The following is a 19,407-nucleotide window of genomic DNA, read 5'->3' on the forward strand; positions in this document are numbered from 1 at the left end:
CCAGCCCATGGGAGGCACGTGATGTCCGCAGCACCTGTCGAGCCGCCGCACGGCGATCGAGCGCTGATCGCGCAGGCGAATCGCGTCATGGAGCGCCTCCCCGGCCACCGCGTCGAGATCATCGAAGGGCAGATCTGCGTGACGCCACCCCCGGACATCGCTCATTCGCGGGCGCTGAAGAAGCTGATTCGCCCCTTCGAAGCCGCCGGTCTCGATGAGGACGGGACCGAGGTGCATCAAGGCGTCGGTGTCTGGCTGCCGGATGGCCCCGAGGACTATGCGATTCCTGATCTCTGCCTCGTCGACGCCGACATCGACGAACACCTCATCGAGAACAACTGCTTCGACCCGGCTGCGTTCCGCCTGGTCCTGGAAGTGACGTCCAGCAACTGGCAGGCCGATCTGCGCGCCAAGGTAAGGGCCTACGCCCGCGCCCACATCCCGGTCTATGTGATCGTCGACCGCAAGCACCAACGCCTTCACGTCCTCACCAGCCCCACCGGGGACAAGTACGAGCACCACCGCCCGTACGCCCCCGGCGAGATCGCCACCCTGCCGGACTCCATCGGCGCCAAGGTCAGCCTCGACGTGAGCGAGATCCTCGAAGCCGGATCCCCGAAGGCTAATTGACCGCGTCCACCTCCCCCTCAGCCACCTCAACGTCGTACACCAGCGGCCCGTCCCCCACGACCACCTGCCGCGCCTTCGAGCCGTACGAGCCCGCCGTCACCGCCAGCAGATAGGCACCCGGCTCCGGCACCGACACGATGTACGAGCCGTCCGCCAGCGACGTCACCCCGTCCAGCCGGCGCCCGCCCTTCGTCAGCAGTGTCACGGAAGCATCCCCCACCGGCTCGCCGTCGGCCGTGCGGACGTACCCGTGGACCACCGAGGCGGGACCCTCCCCCGCGTCCGGAGCCGGCTCCGGCTCCTCCTGCGGCTCCACCGCCAGATGCGGCAGCCGCCGCTCCAGCCACGGGGGCAGCCACCAGTTGGACTTGCCCAGCAGATGCATCGCGGCCGGCACCAGTGCCGTACGCAGGATGAACGCGTCCAGCGCGACCGCCGCCGCCAGGCCCACGCCCGCCATCGCCGCGCCGGAGTCGCCGCTGAGGACGAAGGCCATGAAGACGCAGACCATGATCAGTGCCGCGGAGTTGATCACACGGCTGGTCTCCGCCAGGCCGACCCGGACCGCGCGCGCGTTGTCCTTGGTGTGCACCCATTCCTCGTGCATCCGGCTGACCAGGAACACCTGGTAGTCCATGGACAGGCCGAACAGCAAGGACAGCATGATCACCGGCAGGAAGGCGTTGATCGGGCCCTCCTTGCCGAGGCCGAGCAGGTCCAGGCCCCAACCCCACTGGAAGATCGCGACGAGGACGCCGAAGGAGGCCGCCGCCGCGATCAGGTTCATCACCGCGGCCGTCAGCGGCACCACCAGGGAGCGGAAGGCGACCAGCAGAAGCAGGAAGCCGAGGCCGATGATCGTGGCGATGAACCAGGGCAGCCGGTCGCCGGTGACGGACGCGAAGTCCTTGGAGACCGCGGTGACCCCGCCGACGTGGGCCTGCACCTTCGCCTGGGGGATCACCTCGTCCCGCAGGTGATCGATGAGGTCGTCGGTCTCCTTCGACTGCGGTGACGTCGTCGGGACCACCTGGACGACCGTCACGCCGCCGCGGGCGGGCACCGCGCCGGCCTGGGCGACCCCCTTGGTCGCCTGGATGTCCTTGACCAGGGCGGCTGTGTCACCGCTGGAGACGACCACCTGCAGCGGGCCGTTGAAGCCGGGGCCGAAGCCCTCGGCGAGCAGGTCGTAGGCCTTGCGGGTCGTGGTGGACGCGTCGTCGTTGCCCTGGTCCGTCGCCCCGAGACGCAGCGACAGCACCGGCAGGGCGAGGACGGCCATGACGACGAGGGCGAGCGCGGCGATCCTGCGGGGGCGCTTCTGGACGCCCGCCGACCAGCGGGCCGAGAGGCTGCTCGCCCGCTCCCGCTCCGGGCCCTGCTCGGCCAGTCGACGCCGCTGGCGGCGGCTGAGCACGCGCGGGCCGAGGAAGCCCAGCAGGGCGGGGAGCAGGGTGGTGGCGGCGAGGACGCTCAGCACGACCGTCAGCGAGGTGCCGATGACCACGCCGTCCAGGAAGCGCAGGTTCGTCACCAGCATGCCGGCGAGGGCGATGCACACCGTGCCGCCCGCGAACAGCACCGCGCGGCCGGAGGTGTTGAGGGCGGTGACCGCCGACTCCTCCGGGTCCACGCCCCGCAGGATGCCCCGCCGGTGCCGGGTGACGATGAACAGGGCGTAGTCGATGCCGACGCCGAGGCCGATCAGGGAGGACAGCAGCGGCGCCAGATCGGGGATGTCGGTGGTGTGGCTGAGCAACTGGACGCCGAACAGGCCCATGCCGACGCCGAAGATCGCGATGCCGATCGGCAGCAGCATGGCGAGGAACGAGCCGAAGGCCAGGAACAGCACGACGGCCGCGGCGAGGAGCCCCACCGACTCCGCGAGGCCCTGCGGCGGCTCCTGCACCCGCTGGATGGCCTGACCGCCCAACTCGACCTCGAGACCGCCCCGTTCGGCGGCCTGCGCCGTGTCGACGACGTCCTGGACGAGGTCTTTCGGTACCGCGTTCGCCTGCTCGGTGAACGTGATCCGGGCGTAGGCGATCCGCCCGTCCCGGCTGATCTGCGCCGCCCCCCGGTCGCCGCCGTAGGGGCCGGCGACCTCGCCGACGCCCTTCATCTTCGCGATTCTTTCCAGCGCCGGCTGGATCCGGGACTTCACGGACGCGTCGCGCACCGATCCGCCGTCGGTCTTCCACACCACCGTGTCGGTGTCGCCCGCACTGTCCGGGAAGGCCTTCTCCATCAGGTCGTACGCGCGCTTGGAGTCCGTGTTCGGGAGGGAGAAGACGTTCGCGTAGTCCGTGCCCGCCGTCGAGGCCGCGAAGCCCAGGCCGACCAGCGCCCCCACCCACAACAACAGGACCACCAGCCGATGCCGGTAGCACCATCGTGCCCATGCCGTCACGCTCAACGCTCCTTGATTCGTCCGTACTTCACCGGTCGGTCCCCCAGGTCCTGGCAACCAGCATCGGCAACCCCGCACGCGCGGGACACGCGGCGCGGTCGACTCTCAAGGAACTCCAAAGCGCGATCCGGCCCCGTGATCGACGCCCCCGCCCGATACTGAGGGCATGACGGCTCCAGGCACCGTGCTGGTCGTGGAGGACGAGGAGAGCATCGCGGACGTCCTCGCCATCGCCCTGCGCTACCACCGCTTCGAGGTGATGACGGCGGGTACCGTCCGCGAGGCCCTCGCGCTCACCGAGCGCACCCGGCCGGACGCCGCCCTGCTCGACGTCATGCTGCCGGACGGGGACGGCCGTGCCCTCGGCCGTGAACTGCGCGTTCGGCAGCCGGACCTGGCGCTGGTGTTCCTCACCGCGCGCGACGCGCCCGCCGAGATCGTCGGCGCCCTCGGCTTCGGCGACGACTACATCACCAAGCCGTTCGACATCGACGTGGTCGTCGCCCGGATCGGGGCGGTGCTGCGCCGCACCCGCCCTTCCGACGTGATCCCCGAGCGGCCGCCGCTCAGATACGGCGACCTGGAGCTGGACGAGACGACGTACTGCGTGCGCCGCGCGGGCCGCACGGTCGAGCTGACCCCGACCGAGTACGCGCTGCTGCGGTTCCTGGTGCGCAACGGCGGCCGGATCGTGCCGAAGGAGCAACTGCTGCGCCACGTCTGGCAGTACGAGCACGCCCCGTCCGAATCCACCGTCGTGGAGACCTACATAAGTTATCTGCGGCGCAAGCTCGAACCCCTGGGGCCGCCCGTCATCACCACACGCCGCGGTGTCGGATACGGGCTGGCGTGAGGCACCACCGCAGGCACGGGGTGCACTCCCTGCGCGGAAAGCTGACCCTGGCCAACGTCGGGCTGCTCGCCGTCGGCATCGTGGTGGCCACCACGGTCAGCCTGATGGGGATGCGGCACTACCTGCTCGGCCAGGTCGACACCGAGCTGACGAAGATGCGGGACTCGCTGGGCAGTTCGCAACTCACCCTGCACCAGGTCGACTCGCTCGGCGTGCTGAGCGTGGTGCGCGACCGCATGACTCCCAGGTACGTGCAGGAACAGCCCACGCCTGACTCGATCTTCGCCGCGGTCGACGGCCGGGGGAAGGCTCTCGCGCTCTTCGGCGTCGAGCCCACCGACGCCCAGCGCTCCCTCGCCGCCGCCGTGGACGCTCCCCGCGGCCTCGTGGCGGATGCCGCCCCGCACGAGGTCACCGTGCACGGCGCCGCCTACCACGTCACCGCCACCCGCCTGGCCGACGGCTCCTACATCCTGCTCGCCGAGTCCACCGAGGCCCTGCACGAGGGCATAGCGAAAGCCCTCAAGCTCGATCTCACCGTCGGCACGCTGCTGCTCGCCCTGCTGTGCTGTCTGACCATGTTCTCCGTACGGCGCCGGCTGCGGCCGCTGGAGGACATGGTGGAGACCTCCACCGCCATCGCCGAGGGCGACCTCGCCCGGCGCGTGCCCTCCAACTGCCATCCGACCCAGGAGGTCGAGCAGTTGCGGCTGGCCCTCAACTCCATGCTGCACCAGGTGGAGTCGGCGTACCGCACCCGGGAGCGCAGCGCGGCGCAGCTGCGCCGTTTCGTCGCCGACGCCTCGCACGAGCTGCGCACCCCGCTCGCGGCGATACGCGGTTACCTCCAGCTGTACGACAAGGGCATGCTGAACGAGCCGGGCGAGCGGAAACGGGCCTGGGACCGGATGAACGCCGAGGCCGACCGGATGGGCCGGCTCGTCGACGAACTGCTCACTCTGGCCCGTCTGGACCAGCGGCCCGAACTGCGGCTGAGGAACGTGGACGTGAGCCGGCTGGTGCGGGAGGCTGCCGAGGATCTCAGGGTGCAGCAGCCGGACCGGCCGGTCACGGTGGCCGCCGACGGCGCACTGCTGGTGCGCGCCGACGAGTCGGGCCTGCGGCAGGTGCTGGGCAACCTGCTGGCCAACGTCCGCACGCACACGCCGGCCGACGTGCCGGTGCGGCTCGGCGCGGAACGCGTGGACGCGGAGCGCGTGGACGCGGAGCGCGTGGACGCGGAGCGCGTGGACGCGGAGCGCGTGGACGGGGTGGCCGGCGGGGACCAGGTGGTGCGGCTGTGCGTCGCCGACGAGGGTCCCGGGCTGGCCGAGGAGGACGCGGCCCGGGTCTTCGACCGGTTCTTCCGGGCGGGCGGCGGCGCGGGCAGCGGGCTGGGCCTGGCCATCGTGCAGGGCGTGGTGCACGCGCACGGGGGCGAGGTCACCGTGCGGACGGCGCCCGGCGAGGGTCTGGCGGTGACGGTGACCCTGCCGGAACGCGCCCGTGCGGTCGTGGACTGCCCCACGGAGTAGGGCCTGTCCGGCGGGTCCGTCAGATCCACTCCAGACGCCACAGCCGGTACACACCGGTGCCGTCGTCGAGGTACTGGCCGCCGCCGACGGCCTCGCTGCTGACGACGTACTCCTTGCGCTGCCACAGCGGGATCAGCGGCACGTCGCGCGCCACGTCGTCCTGCAGGGAACGGAAGTCCTGCGTGACCCGGCTGCGGTCGGCGTACTGCTGGCTGTCGATGATCAGGTTGTCGACGAGCTTGTTGCTGTAGCCGGTGTTCATCGTCGAGTCGGTGCCGACGAGCTGGGCGCCGAAGGTGTCCGGGTCGGGGTAGTCGGCGGCCCAGCCGACCGCCCACGCGTCCAGCTTGCCGGTGGCCCAGTGCTTCTGGAAGTCGGTCCATTCGTAGCCCTTGACGTCGACCTTGAACAGGCCGCCCGCCTCCAGCTGGTGCTTCAGCTCCGCGGCCTCCTGGGCGCCCGCGTCACGGTCGCCGTAGCCGAAGGTGAAGTGCACCGGAAGGGAGACACCGGCTTCGGTGAGCAGCTGCCTCGCCTTCTTGACGCTCGGATCGGGGTAGGCGTCGGCGAACGACGTGGTGTGGCCGTTGAGGCCGGCCGGGACCAGCGAGTACAGCGGGTCGACGGTGCCGTCGTACACGGTCGCGGCCAGCTGCTCGCGGTCGACCAGCCAGGCCAGGGCCCGCCGGACGCGTACGTCGTGCAGCGGGGAGCTCTGGCGGGTGTTCAGGTACAGGTTGCGGGTGTCCGAGCTGTCGGACTCCGTGACGCGCTGGTCCGGGTCGCTCGCGGACAGGCGGGACAGCACCTTCGGCGGCAGGTTGCGGGTGGCGACGTCGATCCGCTTGTCCTTCCAGGCGGCGTCCAGCTTCGCGGAGTCACCGTAGTAACGCAGCTTCACGGGGCGGCCGGTGCCGTCCAGTTCGCCCTTGTAGGAGGAGTTCGGCTCCAGGGTGGCCTGCTTGTCCTTGGTGTACGCGGTCAGCCGGTACGGGCCGGTGCCGTCGACATCGTTGCCGGAGCGCAGGCTGCCCGCGGGGTACTTCTCCCGGTCGACGATCGAACCCGCCCCTGACGCCACCTTGAACGGGAAGGTGGCGTCCGGGGACGACAGGTGGAAGGTGACGGTGTCGCCGTCGGCGGTCACCGAGGCCAGGGTGGAGAATAGGGACGCCGGGCCGACGTCCGAGTTGATCTTCTTGACCCGGTCGAAGGAGTACTTCACGTCCTGCGCGGTCATCGCCCGCCCGCTCGGGAAGGTGATCCCGGCCCGGAGCTCGCACGTGTAGGTCCTCAGCCCGCTGCCCACGAAGGCGCAGCTCTTGGCCGCGTCCGGCACCGGCGTGGCGCCGCCCGGCTCGTAGGACAGCAGTGACTGGAAGACGTTGCTGAACAGCGCCCAGGAGCCGGCGTCGTAGGCGCCGGCCGGGTCCAGTGACGTGACGGCGTCCGTCGTGCCGACCGTGATGGTCCTGTTCTCGTCCCCCTGTGACGGCAACAGCTCCCAGCCGCCGACTCCCACGGCTGCGACGACCAGAAATATCGCGAGAATCCGCATGCGAACCGATCGCATGGTGGTGCCCTCCCCAGGCCCTACCCGAGCCCTACCCAGGCCCTGCACACAAACGCCACCCCCTAGTGGCGCGGCTCACCTAATCACACGTGTTTAAGGTGGGGGAAGAGCAATCCGGCTAGATGAGAAAGAACTTACCCGGGGGTTGTTTACGGGTGTTCAGAGCTCGCTGAGGAAGCGTCACAGCGTCGCCAGCTCGATCACGGTGACGTCCGAGGGGGCGCCCACGCGCGTGGGCGGGCCCCAGGCGCCCGCGCCCCTGCTGACGTACAGCTGGGTGTCGCCGTAGCGTTCCAGTCCCGCCACGGTGGGATTGGCGGCCGCCGCGACGAGGTTGCCTGGCCAGAGCTGCCCGCCGTGGGTGTGACCGGAGAGCTGCAGGTCGACGCCGTGCCGGACGGCCTCGTGGATCTGCACCGGCTGATGGGCGAGCAGCACGCAGGTGCGGGCCTTGTCCCGGTCGCCGAGTGCCCTGGCGAAGTCGGGCCCCTGCCCTTCGCTCTCCCCCTGCAGGTCGTTGACCCCGGCGAGGTCGAAGTACGGCAGTTCGGTCCGGGCGTTCTCCAGCGGATGGATGCCCAGCCCCCGTACCTCCTCGACCCACTGCTCAGCACCGGAGAAGTACTCGTGGTTGCCGGTGACGAAGTACGCGCCGTGCCGGGCGCGCAGTCCCGCCAGCGGTGCCGCCGCCGGCCCCAGGTCCTTGACGCTGCCGTCCACCAGGTCCCCGACGACCGCGATCAGGTCGGGCTGCGTGCCGTTGACGGTGTCGACCACCTTCCGCGCGAAGTCCCGGCCGAGGACCGGACCCAGGTGGATGTCGCTGACCACGGCGATCCGGAATCCGCTGGCGGCGCGCGGGAGTTTGGCCAGGGGGACGGTGACCCGCTTCACCTTCGGGCCGCGCAGGACGCCGTAGGTGCCGTAGCCGACGGTCGCCACGGCCGCGGTGGCGGCGGCGCCGCCGACGACCCGGGAGACGAAGAGGCGGCGGGAGGGCGCGGGCGGTGATGCCTGGGCGGGCTCGGCGGGCGCCTCGGGCTCGGCGGGCATCCCGGGTTCGGTGGGCTCCTCCGGCTCCTTGGGGCCGGTCGGCTCCGCCGGGGCCGCCCGCTCCGATGCCGGTACGGCCGCCGGGGCCGCCGCACGCGCCGGTACGGCCGCCGGGGACGGGGCGGGCCGCGTCCTCCCCGCCGTCAGCCGGCGCAGCACGGGCCGTACGGCCTCTCCCGCCAGCACCGCCAGCAGCAGGTAGAGGGCCAGCGGCATCCACAGGAAACCGGGCCAGGCCAGCGCGCGCTGGAGCCAGAAGGGGGCGCCGGCGCGTTCGGTGACCAGGGCGGCGATCATCAGCACGGGCCCGGCGACGAAGACGGCCGTGCCCGCGCGTCGTGCCGGGCCGGGCCCCGCCGTGGTGTCGCGGACCAGGCGGCGCCAGACGTACCAGTGCAGGGCCGCCACCACGGCGAGGACCGCCAGACCGGCGATGGCGAGAAGGATGACCACGCTGCCGTGTCCCCCGTTGTTCCGGTAGTGCCGTTATGACGTCCGGCGCAGTGCGCGAAGTCCGCGCAACCCGATGACCCCGATGACCGTCCCCAATACGAAGGAAACGACCGCCAGCGTCAGGTGCACCCAGAAGTACGCCGTCGGGTGACCGTCGTCGAAGGCGAGACCGCTGCTGTCCTTGACGAGATTCTTGACGAAAGTGACCCAGATGACCCAGCTCCACACCCCGAAGGCGAGCAGGAACCAGGACACCGGGCGGCTGAGCTTCATGCCTTCAGTATCGCCAAGGGCCGTCCGGGTCCGCGCCCGGGGTCGCGGCAGCCGGCAAGGTACGTTTCCGCTCGTGCTCACACCACCCACGCCCGCCAGGCGATCTCTGCTGGTCATGTCCGCCGCCCTGCTGTCCGCGTCCCTCGCGGCGCCCGCCGCCGCTGCCGCGCCCGCCGCCGTCGCCGCGCCGTCCCCCTCGACGAGCCCGACGGCCACTCCCCCGGCGCACATGTCGACGGTCGGCGGTGCCCGGCTGGGCGAGCCGGGCACCCAGGCCGACCTCGGCAGCGGTGTACCCGTGCTGCCCAAGGACGTCACCGCGCGCTCCTGGATCATCGCCGACGCCGAGTCCGGCGAGGTGCTGGCCGCGCACAACGCGCACTGGCGGCTGCCCCCGGCGAGCACGCTGAAGATGCTGTTCGCCGACACGGTCCTGCCCCGCTTCCCGAGGACCAACGAGCACAAGGTGGCGGCGTCCGACCTGGCGGGCATGGGCGCCGGCTCCAGCCTGGTCGGGGTCAAGGAGAACCACACCTACACCGTCCACGACCTGTGGCTCGGCGTGTTCCTCAAGTCCGGCAACGACGCCGTGCACGTGCTGTCGCAGATGAACGGCGGCATCAAGCAGACCGTCGAGGACATGCAGGCGCACGCCGACGAGCTGCAGGCCCTGGACACCCGCGTGCTCAGCCCCGACGGCTACGACCGGCCGGGACAGGTGTCGTCGGCGTACGACCTGACGCTGGTCGCCCGCTCGGGACTGCAGAAGAAGGACTTCCGCGAGTACTGCTCGACCGTGACGGCGAAGTTCGGCTCCGACGAGATCCGCAACACCAACCGGCTGCTGAGCGGCGACACGGACGTCCCCGTCTACCAGGGCATCGCCGGTGTGAAGAACGGCAACACCAGCCAGGCGGGCGCCACGTTCACCGGGGTCGCCGAACGGGGCGGGCACGTTCTGCTGGTCACCGTCATGAACCCCGAGAAGCACGAGCACAACGAGGTCTACAAGGAGGCCGCCCGGCTCTTCGACTGGGGCTTCGGGGCGGTCGGCAAGGTCAAGCCGGTGGGCGAGCTGGTGCCGCCGAAGAGCGCCGTCCGGGCCGGCGCGCGGCCCGGCGCGACGTCGCCGGCCGGGCAGGCGGGCGGTACGGGGAGCGGCGGGCCGTCGTCGAAGCCGGTGGCCGCCGAGCCTTCCGGGGACCGCGCGCGCGGCGCCGGCATCGCCCTGGCGGTCGCCGGGGGGCTGCTGGTGCTGCTGGGCGGCGGGGCGTTCCTGGTCAACCGCCGGTGGCCGCTGCCCGATCTCGTACGTCGCCGGACTCGTTCCTGAGCTCGGCCTCCTTGCTCGGCGTCGCCGTCCAGGCGGCGCAGAAGAGGACCAGTTTCGCGGTGAAGTTGATCCACAGCAGCAGGGCGACGGGGACGCCGAACGCGCCGTACATGCTCTTCGAGGCGACGCCCTGGATATAGCCGCTGATCAGCAGTTTCAGCAGTTCGAAGCCGACCGCGCCGGTCAGCGCCGCGACGAACAGGCGGTGGCGGTGCGGTTCGACGCCGGGCAGCAGGGTCAGCACGTACAGCAGGACCAGCAAGTCGGCGAGGACGGCGACGGCGAACGCGACGACGCTGAGCAGCACGGTGCCCCAGCCGTGCTCGGCGAGCCCCAGACCGCCGGCCGCCCAGCCGACCGCCGCGGAGGCGACGGCGGAGGTGAGGAGCGTGACGAGCAGCGCGCCGCCGAGCCCGATCAGGATCCCGGCGTCCTTGGCCTTGTGCAGTATGGGGTTCTCGTCGGTGTCGGGCAGCTCCCACACCGCGCGCAGGCAGTCGCGTATCTGCCCGACCCAGCCGATGCCGGTGAGCAGCAGCAGGGCGCCCGCGATGGAGCCGACGGTGCCCGCGTTCTGGACCAGGGACGTGATGTCGAGCTGGTCGGAGATGCCGGGGAACTGCTCGGCGATCTGCTTCTCCACGTGCCGCTGTCCGGCCGGGCTGAGCGTGGCGGCGCCGATCGCGGCGGACACGGTCAGCAGCGGGAACAGCGCGATGAAGCTGACGAACGTCATGGCGGCGGCCAGCCGTGTCCACTTCACCCGGTCCAGACGCTCGTACGAGCGCCACGCGTGCGTGGTCATCAGGCGCGCGAACAGCGGTCCGACGCCGGGGAGTGTTTTCAGCCAGTCCATGATCCGACTCTGCCCTCGTCTCGGAAGACCAATGTCCGGATACCCCAGAACCGCAGGACTGTGGCCAGTGCCATGCCGATTCCCGCGCCGGAGACCGTGTCGGCCCGCTGCGAAGTCAGGCCCAGACCGTAGTGGCTGACGGTGAGGCAGAACAGCTGGACGAGGGCTCCGGCGAGGTTCACGGCGACGAAGACGGTGTACGGACGCAGGCCTCTGGGCCGGGTGTGGCGGTAGGGGCCGAGGGCGTTGCCGGCGTACGCGACCGTGCAGCCGGCCGCGAACGACAGGGACTTGGCGGTGATCGGGTCACAGGCGGCGGGGCCGCGCAGGTAGCTGAAGAGCGCCAGGTCGGTGGCGTAGGCGAGGAGGCCCGCGGTGGCGAAGCCGAGCAGTTCGCCCCGCCGCGGTGTCACCAATTGGCCACCGCCAGGGCGTACATGGCCAGCCAGGCGGCGCCGATCAGGGCCAGGGCGCGGTCGCGCAGGACGACGTCCTCGGGCTCTCCGGCGGTGCCGCGGTCGGCGAAGACGGCGTACCTGAGGACCGCGAGGATGAAGGCGACCATGGAGAGCTGCCGCCAGGGCAGCACGCTGGCGTGCGGCACACCGCCCGCCTCCAGGGCCCACATGCAGTAGGCGAGGACGGCGACGCCGGCCGCGAGCTGCCAGACGAAGCGCAGGTAGCCGGCGGTGTACTCGGTGAGCAGCGCGCGTGTCGCGCCCGCCTGTCCGGCCATCTGGACGGCCTCGGAGTAGCGCTTCGCCGACACCATGAACAGCGCCCCGAAGCCGGTGGTGATCAGGAACCAGCGGGACAGCGGGATGCCGAGCGCGACCCCGCCGATCACCGCCCGCATCAGGAATCCCGTGGTCACGACGGCGAGGTCGACGACCAGCAGGTGTTTGAGGGTGACGCAGTAGGCCAGTTGCAGGCCGAGGTAGGCCGTCAGCAGGGCGGCGACGGCCGGGGAGGCCAGCCAGAGGGCGGTGGCCGGCCCGAGCACGGCCAGCGCGCCGCCGGCGGCGTAGGCGACGGGCACGGGGACCTGCCCGGCGGCGACCGGGCGGCGGCACTTGGCGGGGTGGGCGCGGTCGGCCTCGGCGTCCCGGGCGTCGTTGATCAGGTAGACGGCGGCGGCGCAGGCGGTGAACAGGACGAAGACCAGGGCGACCTGGGTGAGCGCGTGCCGCGAGAAGAGCCGGCCGGCGGCGGCCGGGGCGGCGAGGACCAGGATGTTCTTGACCCACTGCTTCGGGCGGGTGGCCCTCAGCAGACCGCCCAGGAGGGTGCCCCGGCGCCGGGGTGGGGGCGGGGGCTCGCCGGGCGGCCGGCGCTGGAGGAGCGCGAGGTCAGCCATCGGTGCTCCCCCTCATCCAGCGGGTTCCCGCGCGTGCCGTCAGTACGCCCAGGGCCGCGCCCGCCGCCACGTCCGAGGGGTGGTGGACGCCGAGGACCAGCCGGGACAGGCACATGGCGGTGGCGAGCGGCGGCACCGGGTGGGCGCCGAGCGCCCCGAAGGCGACGGCGGCGGCCGCGGCGGAGGCGGCGTGGGAGCTGGGGAAGGAGTGCCGACCGGCGGTACGCACCCGGGGTTCGACATGCGCGGGGCGCGCGCGGCGTACGAGGCGCTTCACGGCCATGCTGGCGAGATGCGCGCCCGCGACGAGCGCCGTGCCGCGCAACCAGGCGCTGCGCCGCGCGCCGTCCACGGCGGCTCCGACGAGGCCCGTCGTGAGCCACAGCGCGCCGTGCTCTCCGGTCAGGGAGAGTCCGCGGGCGGCGGACGCCACCCATGGATCGGCGCCGCGCGCGTGGAGTGCGGAAAGGATCCGGTGGTCCAGGTCGTGATCCAGGTCGTCCATGTGGATCCACTGTCCACGTCCGAACCGCTTGAATTACGGCAATATTGGACGACATCCCATTAATCACCCATTTCGGGGAGCGCAGTCATGTTCCACAACTGATCGCTCACACATGGGCGATACGGTCACCGGCATGCCTGGAGACACCGTTTCCGTCACCGGTTGGGGCCGCACCGCACCCACCGCCGCCCGGCTGGTCCGACCCCGGACCTACGCGGAGGCCGCGGCGGCGGTCCGCGGCTGCGGGAACCGCGGCGGCATCGCCCGAGGTCTCGGACGGGCGTACGGGGACGCGGCGCAGAACGCCGGCGGGACCGTGCTCGACATGACCGGTCTCGACCACGTGCACGCGATCGACGCCGACGACGGGACCGTCCTGTGCGGCGCGGGCACCTCCCTGCACCGGCTGATGGAGGTGCTGCTGCCGCTCGGCTGGTTCGTGCCGGTGACCCCCGGCACCCGCCAGGTGACCGTCGGCGGGGCGATCGGCGCCGACATCCACGGCAAGAACCACCACGTCGCCGGCTCCTTCTCCCGCCACGTGCTGTCGCTGGAGCTGCTCACCGCCGACGGCGAGGTGCGCACCGTGCGCCCGGGCACCCCCCTGTTCGACGCGACCGCCGGCGGCATGGGCCTGACCGGGGTGATCCTGACGGCCACCCTGCGGCTGCTGCCGGTCGAGACGGCGTACATGTCCGTCGACACCGAACGCGCCGCCGACCTCGACGACCTGATGGCCCGGCTGAGCACCGGCGACCACCGCTACGGCTACTCGGTCGCCTGGATCGACCTCCTCGCCCGCGGCGCCGCGACCGGCCGCGCGGTGCTCACCCGAGGCGACCACGCACCCCTGGAGGCGCTCGAGGGCACGCGCGCGCGGCGGCGCCCGCTGTCCTTCCGCCCCCGGCGGCTGCCCGCAGCCCCTTCCCTCCTCCCCGAGGGCCTCATCGGCCGCACCGCGGTCGGGCTCTTCAACGAGCTCTGGTACCGCAAGGCACCGCGCGCGCGGACCGGCGAACTCCAGCGCATCCCGGCCTTCTTCCATCCCCTGGACGGCGTCCCCCACTGGAACCGGGTCTACGGCCGCGCCGGCTTCCTCCAGTACCAGTTCGTCGTCGGACACGGCCAGGAGGAACCCCTGCGCCGCATCGTGCACCGCGTGTCCGCCCACCGGTGCCCGTCCTTCCTCGCCGTCCTCAAGCGCTTCGGCGAAGCCGACCCGGGCTGGCTGTCCTTCCCCAGACCCGGCTGGACCCTCGCACTCGACGTCCCGTCCGGGCTGCCGGGCCTCGGGGCCCTCCTCGACGAGCTGGACGAGGAGGTGGCCGCCGCCGGCGGGCGCGTCTACCTGGCCAAGGACTCCCGGCTGCGTCCGGAGCTGCTCACCGCGATGTACCCCCGGCTCGACGAGTTCCGGGCGCTGCGCGCGGAACTGGACCCGGCCGGGGTCTTCACGTCGGACCTCTCCCGTCGGCTCAACCTCTAGGAGTTGCCGTGAAGGACGCTTTCGGAACCCCCCAGTCGCTGCTCGTCCTCGGCGGTACGTCCGAGATCGCGCTGGCCACCGCACGCCGGCTGGTCTCCCGCCGCACCCGCACCGTGTGGCTGGCCGGCCGCCCCTCACCCGCCCTGGAGCAGGCGGCCGGGGAGTTGCGCGCCCTGGGGGCCGACGCGCGCACCGTCGCCTTCGACGCCCTCGACCCCGACTCCCACGAGGACGTGCTCGGGAAGGTGTTCGCCGAGGGCGACATCGACATGGTGCTGGTCGCCTTCGGCATCCTCGGTGACCAGGCGGTGGACGAGCGGGACCCGGCGGGCGCGGTGCGGGTCGCGCAGACCAACTACACGGGCGCGGTCTCGGCGGGCCTGGTCGCCGCGCGGGCCCTGCAGACCCAGGGGCACGGCTCCCTGGTGGTGCTCTCCTCGGTCGCCGGCGAGCGGGCCCGCCGCTCGAACTTCATCTACGGCTCCAGCAAGGCCGGCCTGGACGCCTTCGCCCAGGGTCTCGGCGACGCGCTGCACGGCACCGGCGTGCACGTCATGGTCGTACGCCCCGGCTTCGTACGGACACGGATGACGGCCGGCCTCGACGAGGCCCCTCTCGCCACCACGCCGGAGGCGGTCGCCACGGCCATCGAGCTGGGCCTCAGACGCCGCTCGGAGACCGTGTGGGTGCCGGGGGCGCTCAGAGTGGTGATGTCGGCGCTGCGGCACGTGCCGCGGGCGGTGTTCCGGCGGCTGCCGGTCTAGGGTCTGTCCGGCGGATCAGGTCGCAGGAAACCGGCGGTGCCTCATCGGCGCTGGTGAGCGGGGCTTGGCGCGTCCAGCTGCAAGGCGGAGGAGGGCGTCGACGCGGAGCGTCGGCAACCGACGACAACGCCGCAGATGGGCGTGCCAAGCCCCGCGTCTGCGGCATGATCCGCCGGACAGACCCTAGTGCCCCCGCGGCGTGCCTACCGGCGGCTGCGGATCGTACCCCGGTCCACGGGGGCCGCCTGCTGGGGCACCACGGTGCCGCCGCCGAAGGTGAAGTCCCGCAGCTTGCGCCACACCCCGTCGGCGCCCTGCTCGTGGAGCCCGAAGCCGGTGCAGTGCCAGGCGGCCTCGTAGTCGGCGAGCTCCTCGAAGGCCCGGTCCATCGCCGCCTCGTCGATGCCGTGGGCGACCGTGACATGCGGGTGGTACGGGAACTGCAGCTCACGGGCGACCGGCCCGGAGGCGTCGCGGATCCGCTGCTGCAGCCGGGCGCAGGCCTCGACGCCCTCCACGACCCGCACGTAGACCACCGGGGACAGCGGCCGGAAGGTGTCGGTGCCGGACAGCCGCATCGCGAACGGCCGGACGGCCGCGGCCACCTCGGTCAGATGCGCCTCGACGGCCGGCAGGTCGGTGTCCTCGACCTCCGTCGGCGGCAGCAGCGTGACATGCGTGGGGATGCCGTGCGCAGCGGCGTCGCCGAAGCCCGCGCGCCGCTCCTGGAGCAGGCTGCCGTGAGGCTCCGGGACCGCGATCGACACGCCGATCGTTACGGTCCCCACGTCGTCTCCTGTCGTCGCTCTTTGTTTCGTTCTCGTCCGGTACGTGCACAGCCGTCCGGCTATCGACTGTACGGCCACGAGTGTCCCGTGGGCAGGCGCGGTGGAAGTGATGTGCAGCGCTCCGCCCACGGTACGTGTGTGCGGTCGTGCGCCTCAGTGCTTCGCGGGCAGGAAACCCACCCGGTCGTACGCCTGCGCCAGCGTCTCCGCGGCCACGACACGCGCCTTCTCCGCGCCCTTGGCCAGGATCGAGTCGAGGGTCTCCGGATCGTCCAGGTACTGCTGGGTGCGCTCCCGGAACGGCGTCACGAACTCGACCATCACGTCGGCGAGGTCCGTCTTCAGCGCGCCGTACATCTTGCCCTCGTAGTCCCGCTCCAGCTCGGCGATCGACCTGCCGGTGAGCGTGGAGTAGATGGTGAGGAGGTTCGACACCCCCGGCTTGTTCTCCACGTCGTACCGGATCACCGTGTCCGTGTCGGTGACGGCGCTCTTGACCTTCTTCGCGCTGGCCTTCGGCTCGTCCAGGAGGTTGACGACGCCCTTCGGCGTGGCCGCCGACTTGCTCATCTTGACGGTCGGGTCCTGGAGGTCGTAGATCTTCGCCGTCTCCTTGAGGATGTACGGCCTCGGAACGACGAAGGTCTCGCCGAACCGGCCGTTGAAGCGCTCGGCGAGGTCGCGGGTGAGCTCGACGTGCTGGCGCTGGTCCTCGCCGACGGGGACCTCGTTGGCCTGGTACAGCAGGATGTCGGCGACCTGCAGGACCGGGTACGTGAACAGGCCGACGGAGGCGCGGTCGGCGCCCTGCCGGGCGGCCTTGTCCTTGAACTGGGTCATGCGGGACGCCTCGCCGAAGCCGGTGAGGCAGTTCATGACCCAGGCGAGCTGGGCGTGCTCGGGGACATGGCTCTGCACGAACAGGGTGCAGCGGTCCGGGTCGAGCCCGGCCGCCAGCAGCTGGGCGGCGGCCAGCCGGGTGTTCGCACGCAGGTCCGCGGGGTCCTGCGGGACCGTGATCGCGTGCAGGTCGACGACCATGTAGAACGCGTCGTGGCTCTCCTGCAGGGACACCCACTGGCGCACGGCGCCGAGGTAGTTGCCGAGGTGGAACGAGCCTGCGGTGGGCTGGATTCCGGAGAGCACGCGCAGACGATGCTGCACGGCGGAGCCATTCCCCTGAGGGTGGGGGTGGGCGACGGGCGGGCGGTCAGTGGCCATGCTCACCATTCTCTCAGGTCCCGGGACGCGATCCGGAACTGGTCCGAAACAGAAGGGACTCGACCTGTGTTCGGCGGTGTAACAAGGGGCGAGGCACGCGGGGACATGGACGACGCACCGGGGGGACGATGGCAGGGCACGGACACGGGCACGGGCGCGGTGGGCGCCGGCGGGCGCGGGCGGCATGGGTGGCGGCGACGGCGTGCGCCCTCGCCCTGGCCGGGGCGCCCGGGGCGCGGGCGGCGGACCGCCCCGACGTGGCGATGATCGTCCCGGACGGTACGGGCAGCACGACGACGACCCTGCGCTCCGGGGATCCCGGCTTCGCCCGGCTCTGGCAGTTGCTGCGGCCCGCCTACACGGGGACCGAGCCGGTGCCCACGGCCTGGTCACAGGGGCGGTATCCGGCCGTGCGGCTCACCGTGGTGTGGGGGCTGACGGGAGTGGGCGGATGGCCGCAGACCCACCGGGCGCCGGGCGGGGACGTGGCCGTCGAGCGGCAGGACCAGCTGTTCCTGGCGCAGGACGGCACGCCCTGGGTGCGGACGGATCCGGCACCCCAGGTGCAGGACGACGACGTCCGGTGGCACCGGGCGTCACGGGTGCTCTACGACCGGCTGGCCCGGGAGGGGCTCATGGACGAGAGCCGCGAGGCGTCCGGCGGTGGCGGGCGCCGGTCCGGTGATCCGCTGTGGTGGGCGGCCGGAGGGCTCGCAGCCGGGTTCGCGGGCGGCTTCCTGACCCGCCGCGCGGCGGCCCGGCGGGAGGCCGGACCGCCGCGGGAGGAGCCACGGCAGGAGCTGATCGATCTCTGAGCTCCGCGAGGGGGTGTCAGCCCAGGTCGATCTCCGGGTACAGCGGGAAGCCCGCCACCAGGTCCGTCGCCCGCTGGGAGATCTCGTCCGCCACCTTCGGGTCCAGGACGTGGGAGGCCTTGGAGGGGGCGCCGGACTTGGTGGTGCCCGGCTCGGTGGTGGTCAGGACTCGGTCGATGAGGCCCGCGACCTCGTCCATCTCGGCGGTGCCCAGTCCGCGGGTGGTGAGCGCGGGGGTGCCGATGCGGATGCCGGAGGTGTACCAGGCGCCGTTGGGGTCGGCGGGGATGGCGTTGCGGTTGGTGACGATGCCCGAGTCGAGGAGGGCCGCCTCGGCCTGACGGCCGGTGAGCCCGTAGGAGCCGGCGACGTCGATCAGGTTGAGGTGGTTGTCGGTGCCGCCGGTGACGAGGGTGGCGCCGCGGCGGATCAGGCCCTCGGCGAGCGCGCGGGAGTTGTCGACGATGCGCTGGGCGTAGTCCTGGAAGGCGGGCTGCCGGGCCTCGGCGAGGGCGACGGCCTTCGCGGCCATGACGTGCGGGAGCGGGCCGCCCAGCACCATCGGGCAGCCTCGGTCGACCTGGTCCTTGAGGGAGTCGTCGCACAGGACCATGCCGCCGCGCGGGCCGCGCAGGGACTTGTGGGTGGTCGTGGTGACGATCTGGGCGTGCGGCACCGGGTCGAAGTCGCCGGTGAGGACCTTGCCCGCGACCAGGCCCGCGAAGTGGGCCATGTCGACCATGAGCGTGGCGCCGACCTCGTCGGCGATCTCACGCATGATCCGGAAGTTCACCAGGCGGGGGTAGGCCGAGTAGCCCGCGACGATGATCAGGGGCTTGAACTCGCGGGCCTGGGTGCGCAGGGCGTCGTAGTCGATCAGGCCGGTCGCCGGGTCCGTGCCGTAGGAGCGCTGGTCGAACATCTTGCCGGAGATGTTCGGGCGGAAGCCGTGGGTGAGATGGCCGCCGGCGTCCAGGGACATGCCGAGCATGCGCTGGTTGCCGAAGGCCTGGCGCAGCTCGGCCCAGTCGGCCTCGGTGAGGTCGTTGACCTGGCGGGCGCCGGTCTTCTCCAGGAAGGGCACCTCGACGCGGTCGGCGAGGACGGCCCAGAAGGCGACGAGGTTGGCGTCGATGCCGGAGTGCGGCTGGACGTAGGCGTGGCGGGCGCCGAAGAGCTCACGGGCGTGCTCGGCGGCCAGCGACTCCACCGTGTCGACGTTGCGGCAGCCGGCGTAGAAGCGGCGGCCGACGGTGCCCTCGGCGTACTTGTCGCTGAACCAGTTGCCCATGGCCAGCAGCGTGGCCGGGGAGGCGTAGTTCTCGGAGGCGATCAGCTTGAGCATCTCGCGCTGGTCGGCGACCTCCTGGCCGATGGCGTCGGCGACCCGCGGCTCGACGGCGCGGACCACGTCGAGGGCGGCGCGGAAGGCGGTGGACTCGGTGGAGAGGGGCTGCTGCTCTGGCATGTCGGCCTCCGGACGGCGTTTTCGTACGGCGTTC

18 protein-coding genes are annotated in these 19,407 nt (G+C 71.9%); 7 read left to right on the top strand and 11 right to left on the bottom strand.

The window, feature by feature from the left end; translation table 11 throughout:
- Window positions 1-21 precede the first annotated feature (21 nt).
- Complete coding sequence (locus ACFYZQ_RS21350; RefSeq protein ID WP_389149889.1) at window positions 22-630, top strand: Uma2 family endonuclease; 609 nt, start codon at window positions 22-24, stop codon at window positions 628-630.
- Here the strand turns inward: ACFYZQ_RS21350 and ACFYZQ_RS21355 are convergent.
- Window positions 623-3,040, bottom strand: a complete 2,418-nt coding sequence (locus tag ACFYZQ_RS21355) for an MMPL family transporter (protein ID WP_389149891.1) — start codon at window positions 3,038-3,040, stop codon at window positions 623-625. The genes ACFYZQ_RS21350 and ACFYZQ_RS21355 overlap by 8 nt on opposite strands.
- Window positions 3,041-3,206: 166 nt before the next feature.
- On the opposite strand from ACFYZQ_RS21355, the gene ACFYZQ_RS21360 reads away from it, so the two are divergent.
- Together ACFYZQ_RS21360 and ACFYZQ_RS21365 are read left to right on the top strand one after the other, a co-directional pair.
- A complete protein-coding gene (locus tag ACFYZQ_RS21360; protein WP_389149894.1) occupies window positions 3,207-3,893 on the top strand; it encodes a response regulator transcription factor in 687 nt (228 codons plus the stop codon).
- Window positions 3,890-5,428, top strand: a complete 1,539-nt coding sequence (locus tag ACFYZQ_RS21365; protein ID WP_389149896.1) for an ATP-binding protein — start codon at window positions 3,890-3,892, stop codon at window positions 5,426-5,428. The genes ACFYZQ_RS21360 and ACFYZQ_RS21365 overlap by 4 nt, the downstream gene beginning before the upstream one ends.
- A gap of 19 nt (window positions 5,429-5,447) precedes the next feature.
- Here ACFYZQ_RS21365 and ACFYZQ_RS21370 read toward each other — a convergent pair whose 3' ends face one another.
- The 3 genes from ACFYZQ_RS21370 to ACFYZQ_RS21380 all read right to left on the bottom strand — a co-directional run bounded on the left by ACFYZQ_RS21370 (window position 5,448) and on the right by ACFYZQ_RS21380 (window position 8,780).
- A complete protein-coding gene (locus ACFYZQ_RS21370) occupies window positions 5,448-7,001 on the bottom strand; it encodes an ABC transporter substrate-binding protein (protein WP_389149899.1) in 1,554 nt (517 codons plus the stop codon).
- Window positions 7,002-7,181: 180 nt separating this feature from the next.
- On the bottom strand, window positions 7,182-8,507 hold the full coding sequence (locus ACFYZQ_RS21375) for a metallophosphoesterase (RefSeq protein ID WP_389149901.1): 1,326 nt from the start codon (window positions 8,505-8,507) through the stop codon (window positions 7,182-7,184).
- Between the two features lie 33 nt (window positions 8,508-8,540).
- Window positions 8,541-8,780, bottom strand: a complete 240-nt coding sequence (locus ACFYZQ_RS21380) for an SCO4848 family membrane protein (protein WP_132856212.1) — start codon at window positions 8,778-8,780, stop codon at window positions 8,541-8,543.
- A gap of 73 nt (window positions 8,781-8,853) precedes the next feature.
- Here ACFYZQ_RS21380 and ACFYZQ_RS21385 point away from each other — a divergent pair, with 73 nt between their 5' ends.
- Entirely contained in the window at window positions 8,854-10,113 is a 1,260-nt protein-coding gene (locus tag ACFYZQ_RS21385; RefSeq protein ID WP_389149904.1) for a D-alanyl-D-alanine carboxypeptidase family protein, read from the top strand.
- On the opposite strand, the gene ACFYZQ_RS21390 is transcribed toward ACFYZQ_RS21385, so the two are convergent.
- The 4 genes from ACFYZQ_RS21390 to ACFYZQ_RS21405 are packed head-to-tail and all read right to left on the bottom strand — an operon-like array spanning window position 10,061 to window position 12,831.
- Entirely contained in the window at window positions 10,061-10,969 is a 909-nt protein-coding gene (locus tag ACFYZQ_RS21390) for a YihY/virulence factor BrkB family protein (protein ID WP_389149907.1), read from the bottom strand. The two genes, ACFYZQ_RS21385 and ACFYZQ_RS21390, sit on opposite strands and share 53 nt — an antisense overlap.
- Window positions 10,957-11,385, bottom strand: coding sequence for a GtrA family protein (locus tag ACFYZQ_RS21395; protein WP_389149909.1), 429 nt, complete (start codon window positions 11,383-11,385; stop codon window positions 10,957-10,959). Before ACFYZQ_RS21395 ends, ACFYZQ_RS21390 begins: the two co-directional genes overlap by 13 nt.
- Complete coding sequence (locus ACFYZQ_RS21400; protein ID WP_389149912.1) at window positions 11,379-12,326, bottom strand: decaprenyl-phosphate phosphoribosyltransferase; 948 nt, start codon at window positions 12,324-12,326, stop codon at window positions 11,379-11,381. Before ACFYZQ_RS21400 ends, ACFYZQ_RS21395 begins: the two co-directional genes overlap by 7 nt.
- A complete protein-coding gene (locus ACFYZQ_RS21405) occupies window positions 12,319-12,831 on the bottom strand; it encodes a phosphatase PAP2 family protein (protein WP_389149914.1) in 513 nt (170 codons plus the stop codon). The genes ACFYZQ_RS21400 and ACFYZQ_RS21405 overlap by 8 nt, the downstream gene beginning before the upstream one ends.
- 133 nt (window positions 12,832-12,964) lie before the next feature.
- On the opposite strand from ACFYZQ_RS21405, the gene ACFYZQ_RS21410 reads away from it, so the two are divergent.
- Window positions 12,965-14,317: an FAD-binding protein gene (locus tag ACFYZQ_RS21410; protein WP_389149916.1), complete on the top strand. Its 1,353-nt coding sequence runs from the start codon at window positions 12,965-12,967 to the stop codon at window positions 14,315-14,317.
- A gap of 8 nt (window positions 14,318-14,325) precedes the next feature.
- Window positions 14,326-15,081: a decaprenylphospho-beta-D-erythro-pentofuranosid-2-ulose 2-reductase gene (locus ACFYZQ_RS21415; RefSeq protein WP_389149919.1), complete on the top strand. Its 756-nt coding sequence runs from the start codon at window positions 14,326-14,328 to the stop codon at window positions 15,079-15,081.
- Window positions 15,082-15,284: 203 nt separating this feature from the next.
- Here the strand turns inward: ACFYZQ_RS21415 and ACFYZQ_RS21420 are convergent, their stop codons facing one another.
- Both ACFYZQ_RS21420 and trpS read right to left on the bottom strand, forming a co-directional pair.
- Entirely contained in the window at window positions 15,285-15,869 is a 585-nt protein-coding gene (locus tag ACFYZQ_RS21420; protein WP_388791790.1) for a 2'-5' RNA ligase family protein, read from the bottom strand.
- Window positions 15,870-16,022: 153 nt separating this feature from the next.
- Window positions 16,023-17,090, bottom strand: a complete 1,068-nt coding sequence (trpS, locus tag ACFYZQ_RS21425) for a tryptophan--tRNA ligase (protein ID WP_389149922.1) — start codon at window positions 17,088-17,090, stop codon at window positions 16,023-16,025.
- 128 nt (window positions 17,091-17,218) lie between these two features.
- Here trpS and ACFYZQ_RS21430 point away from each other — a divergent pair, with 128 nt between their 5' ends.
- On the top strand, window positions 17,219-17,905 hold the full coding sequence (locus tag ACFYZQ_RS21430) for a hypothetical protein (RefSeq protein ID WP_389149925.1): 687 nt from the start codon (window positions 17,219-17,221) through the stop codon (window positions 17,903-17,905).
- Window positions 17,906-17,921: 16 nt separating this feature from the next.
- Here ACFYZQ_RS21430 and ACFYZQ_RS21435 read toward each other — a convergent pair whose 3' ends face one another.
- A complete protein-coding gene (locus ACFYZQ_RS21435) occupies window positions 17,922-19,373 on the bottom strand; it encodes a glycine hydroxymethyltransferase (protein WP_389149928.1) in 1,452 nt (483 codons plus the stop codon).
- Between the last annotated feature and the right edge of the window lie 34 nt (window positions 19,374-19,407).

Origin of the sequence: Streptomyces sp. NPDC001843, from assembly GCF_042891955.1 — a bacterium.
In the GTDB taxonomy this organism is placed as follows: Bacteria; Actinomycetota; Actinomycetes; order Streptomycetales; family Streptomycetaceae; genus Streptomyces.

Bases quoted from the DNA above. Each gene is read 5' to 3' on its own strand.
- ACFYZQ_RS21350 (WP_389149889.1), top strand. From the start codon at position 22: ATGTCCGCAGCACCTGTCGAGCCGCCGCACGGCGATCGAGCGCTGATC.
- ACFYZQ_RS21360 (WP_389149894.1), top strand. From the start codon at position 3,207: ATGACGGCTCCAGGCACCGTGCTGGTCGTGGAGGACGAGGAGAGCATC.
- ACFYZQ_RS21370 (WP_389149899.1), bottom strand. From the start codon at position 7,001: ATGCGATCGGTTCGCATGCGGATTCTCGCGATATTTCTGGTCGTCGCA.
- ACFYZQ_RS21380 (WP_132856212.1), bottom strand. From the start codon at position 8,780: ATGAAGCTCAGCCGCCCGGTGTCCTGGTTCCTGCTCGCCTTCGGGGTG.
- ACFYZQ_RS21390 (WP_389149907.1), bottom strand. From the start codon at position 10,969: ATGGACTGGCTGAAAACACTCCCCGGCGTCGGACCGCTGTTCGCGCGC.
- ACFYZQ_RS21400 (WP_389149912.1), bottom strand. From the start codon at position 12,326: ATGGCTGACCTCGCGCTCCTCCAGCGCCGGCCGCCCGGCGAGCCCCCG.
- ACFYZQ_RS21405 (WP_389149914.1), bottom strand. From the start codon at position 12,831: ATGGACGACCTGGATCACGACCTGGACCACCGGATCCTTTCCGCACTC.
- ACFYZQ_RS21410 (WP_389149916.1), top strand. From the start codon at position 12,965: ATGCCTGGAGACACCGTTTCCGTCACCGGTTGGGGCCGCACCGCACCC.
- trpS (WP_389149922.1), bottom strand. From the start codon at position 17,090: ATGGCCACTGACCGCCCGCCCGTCGCCCACCCCCACCCTCAGGGGAAT.
- ACFYZQ_RS21430 (WP_389149925.1), top strand. From the start codon at position 17,219: ATGGCAGGGCACGGACACGGGCACGGGCGCGGTGGGCGCCGGCGGGCG.
- ACFYZQ_RS21435 (WP_389149928.1), bottom strand. From the start codon at position 19,373: ATGCCAGAGCAGCAGCCCCTCTCCACCGAGTCCACCGCCTTCCGCGCC.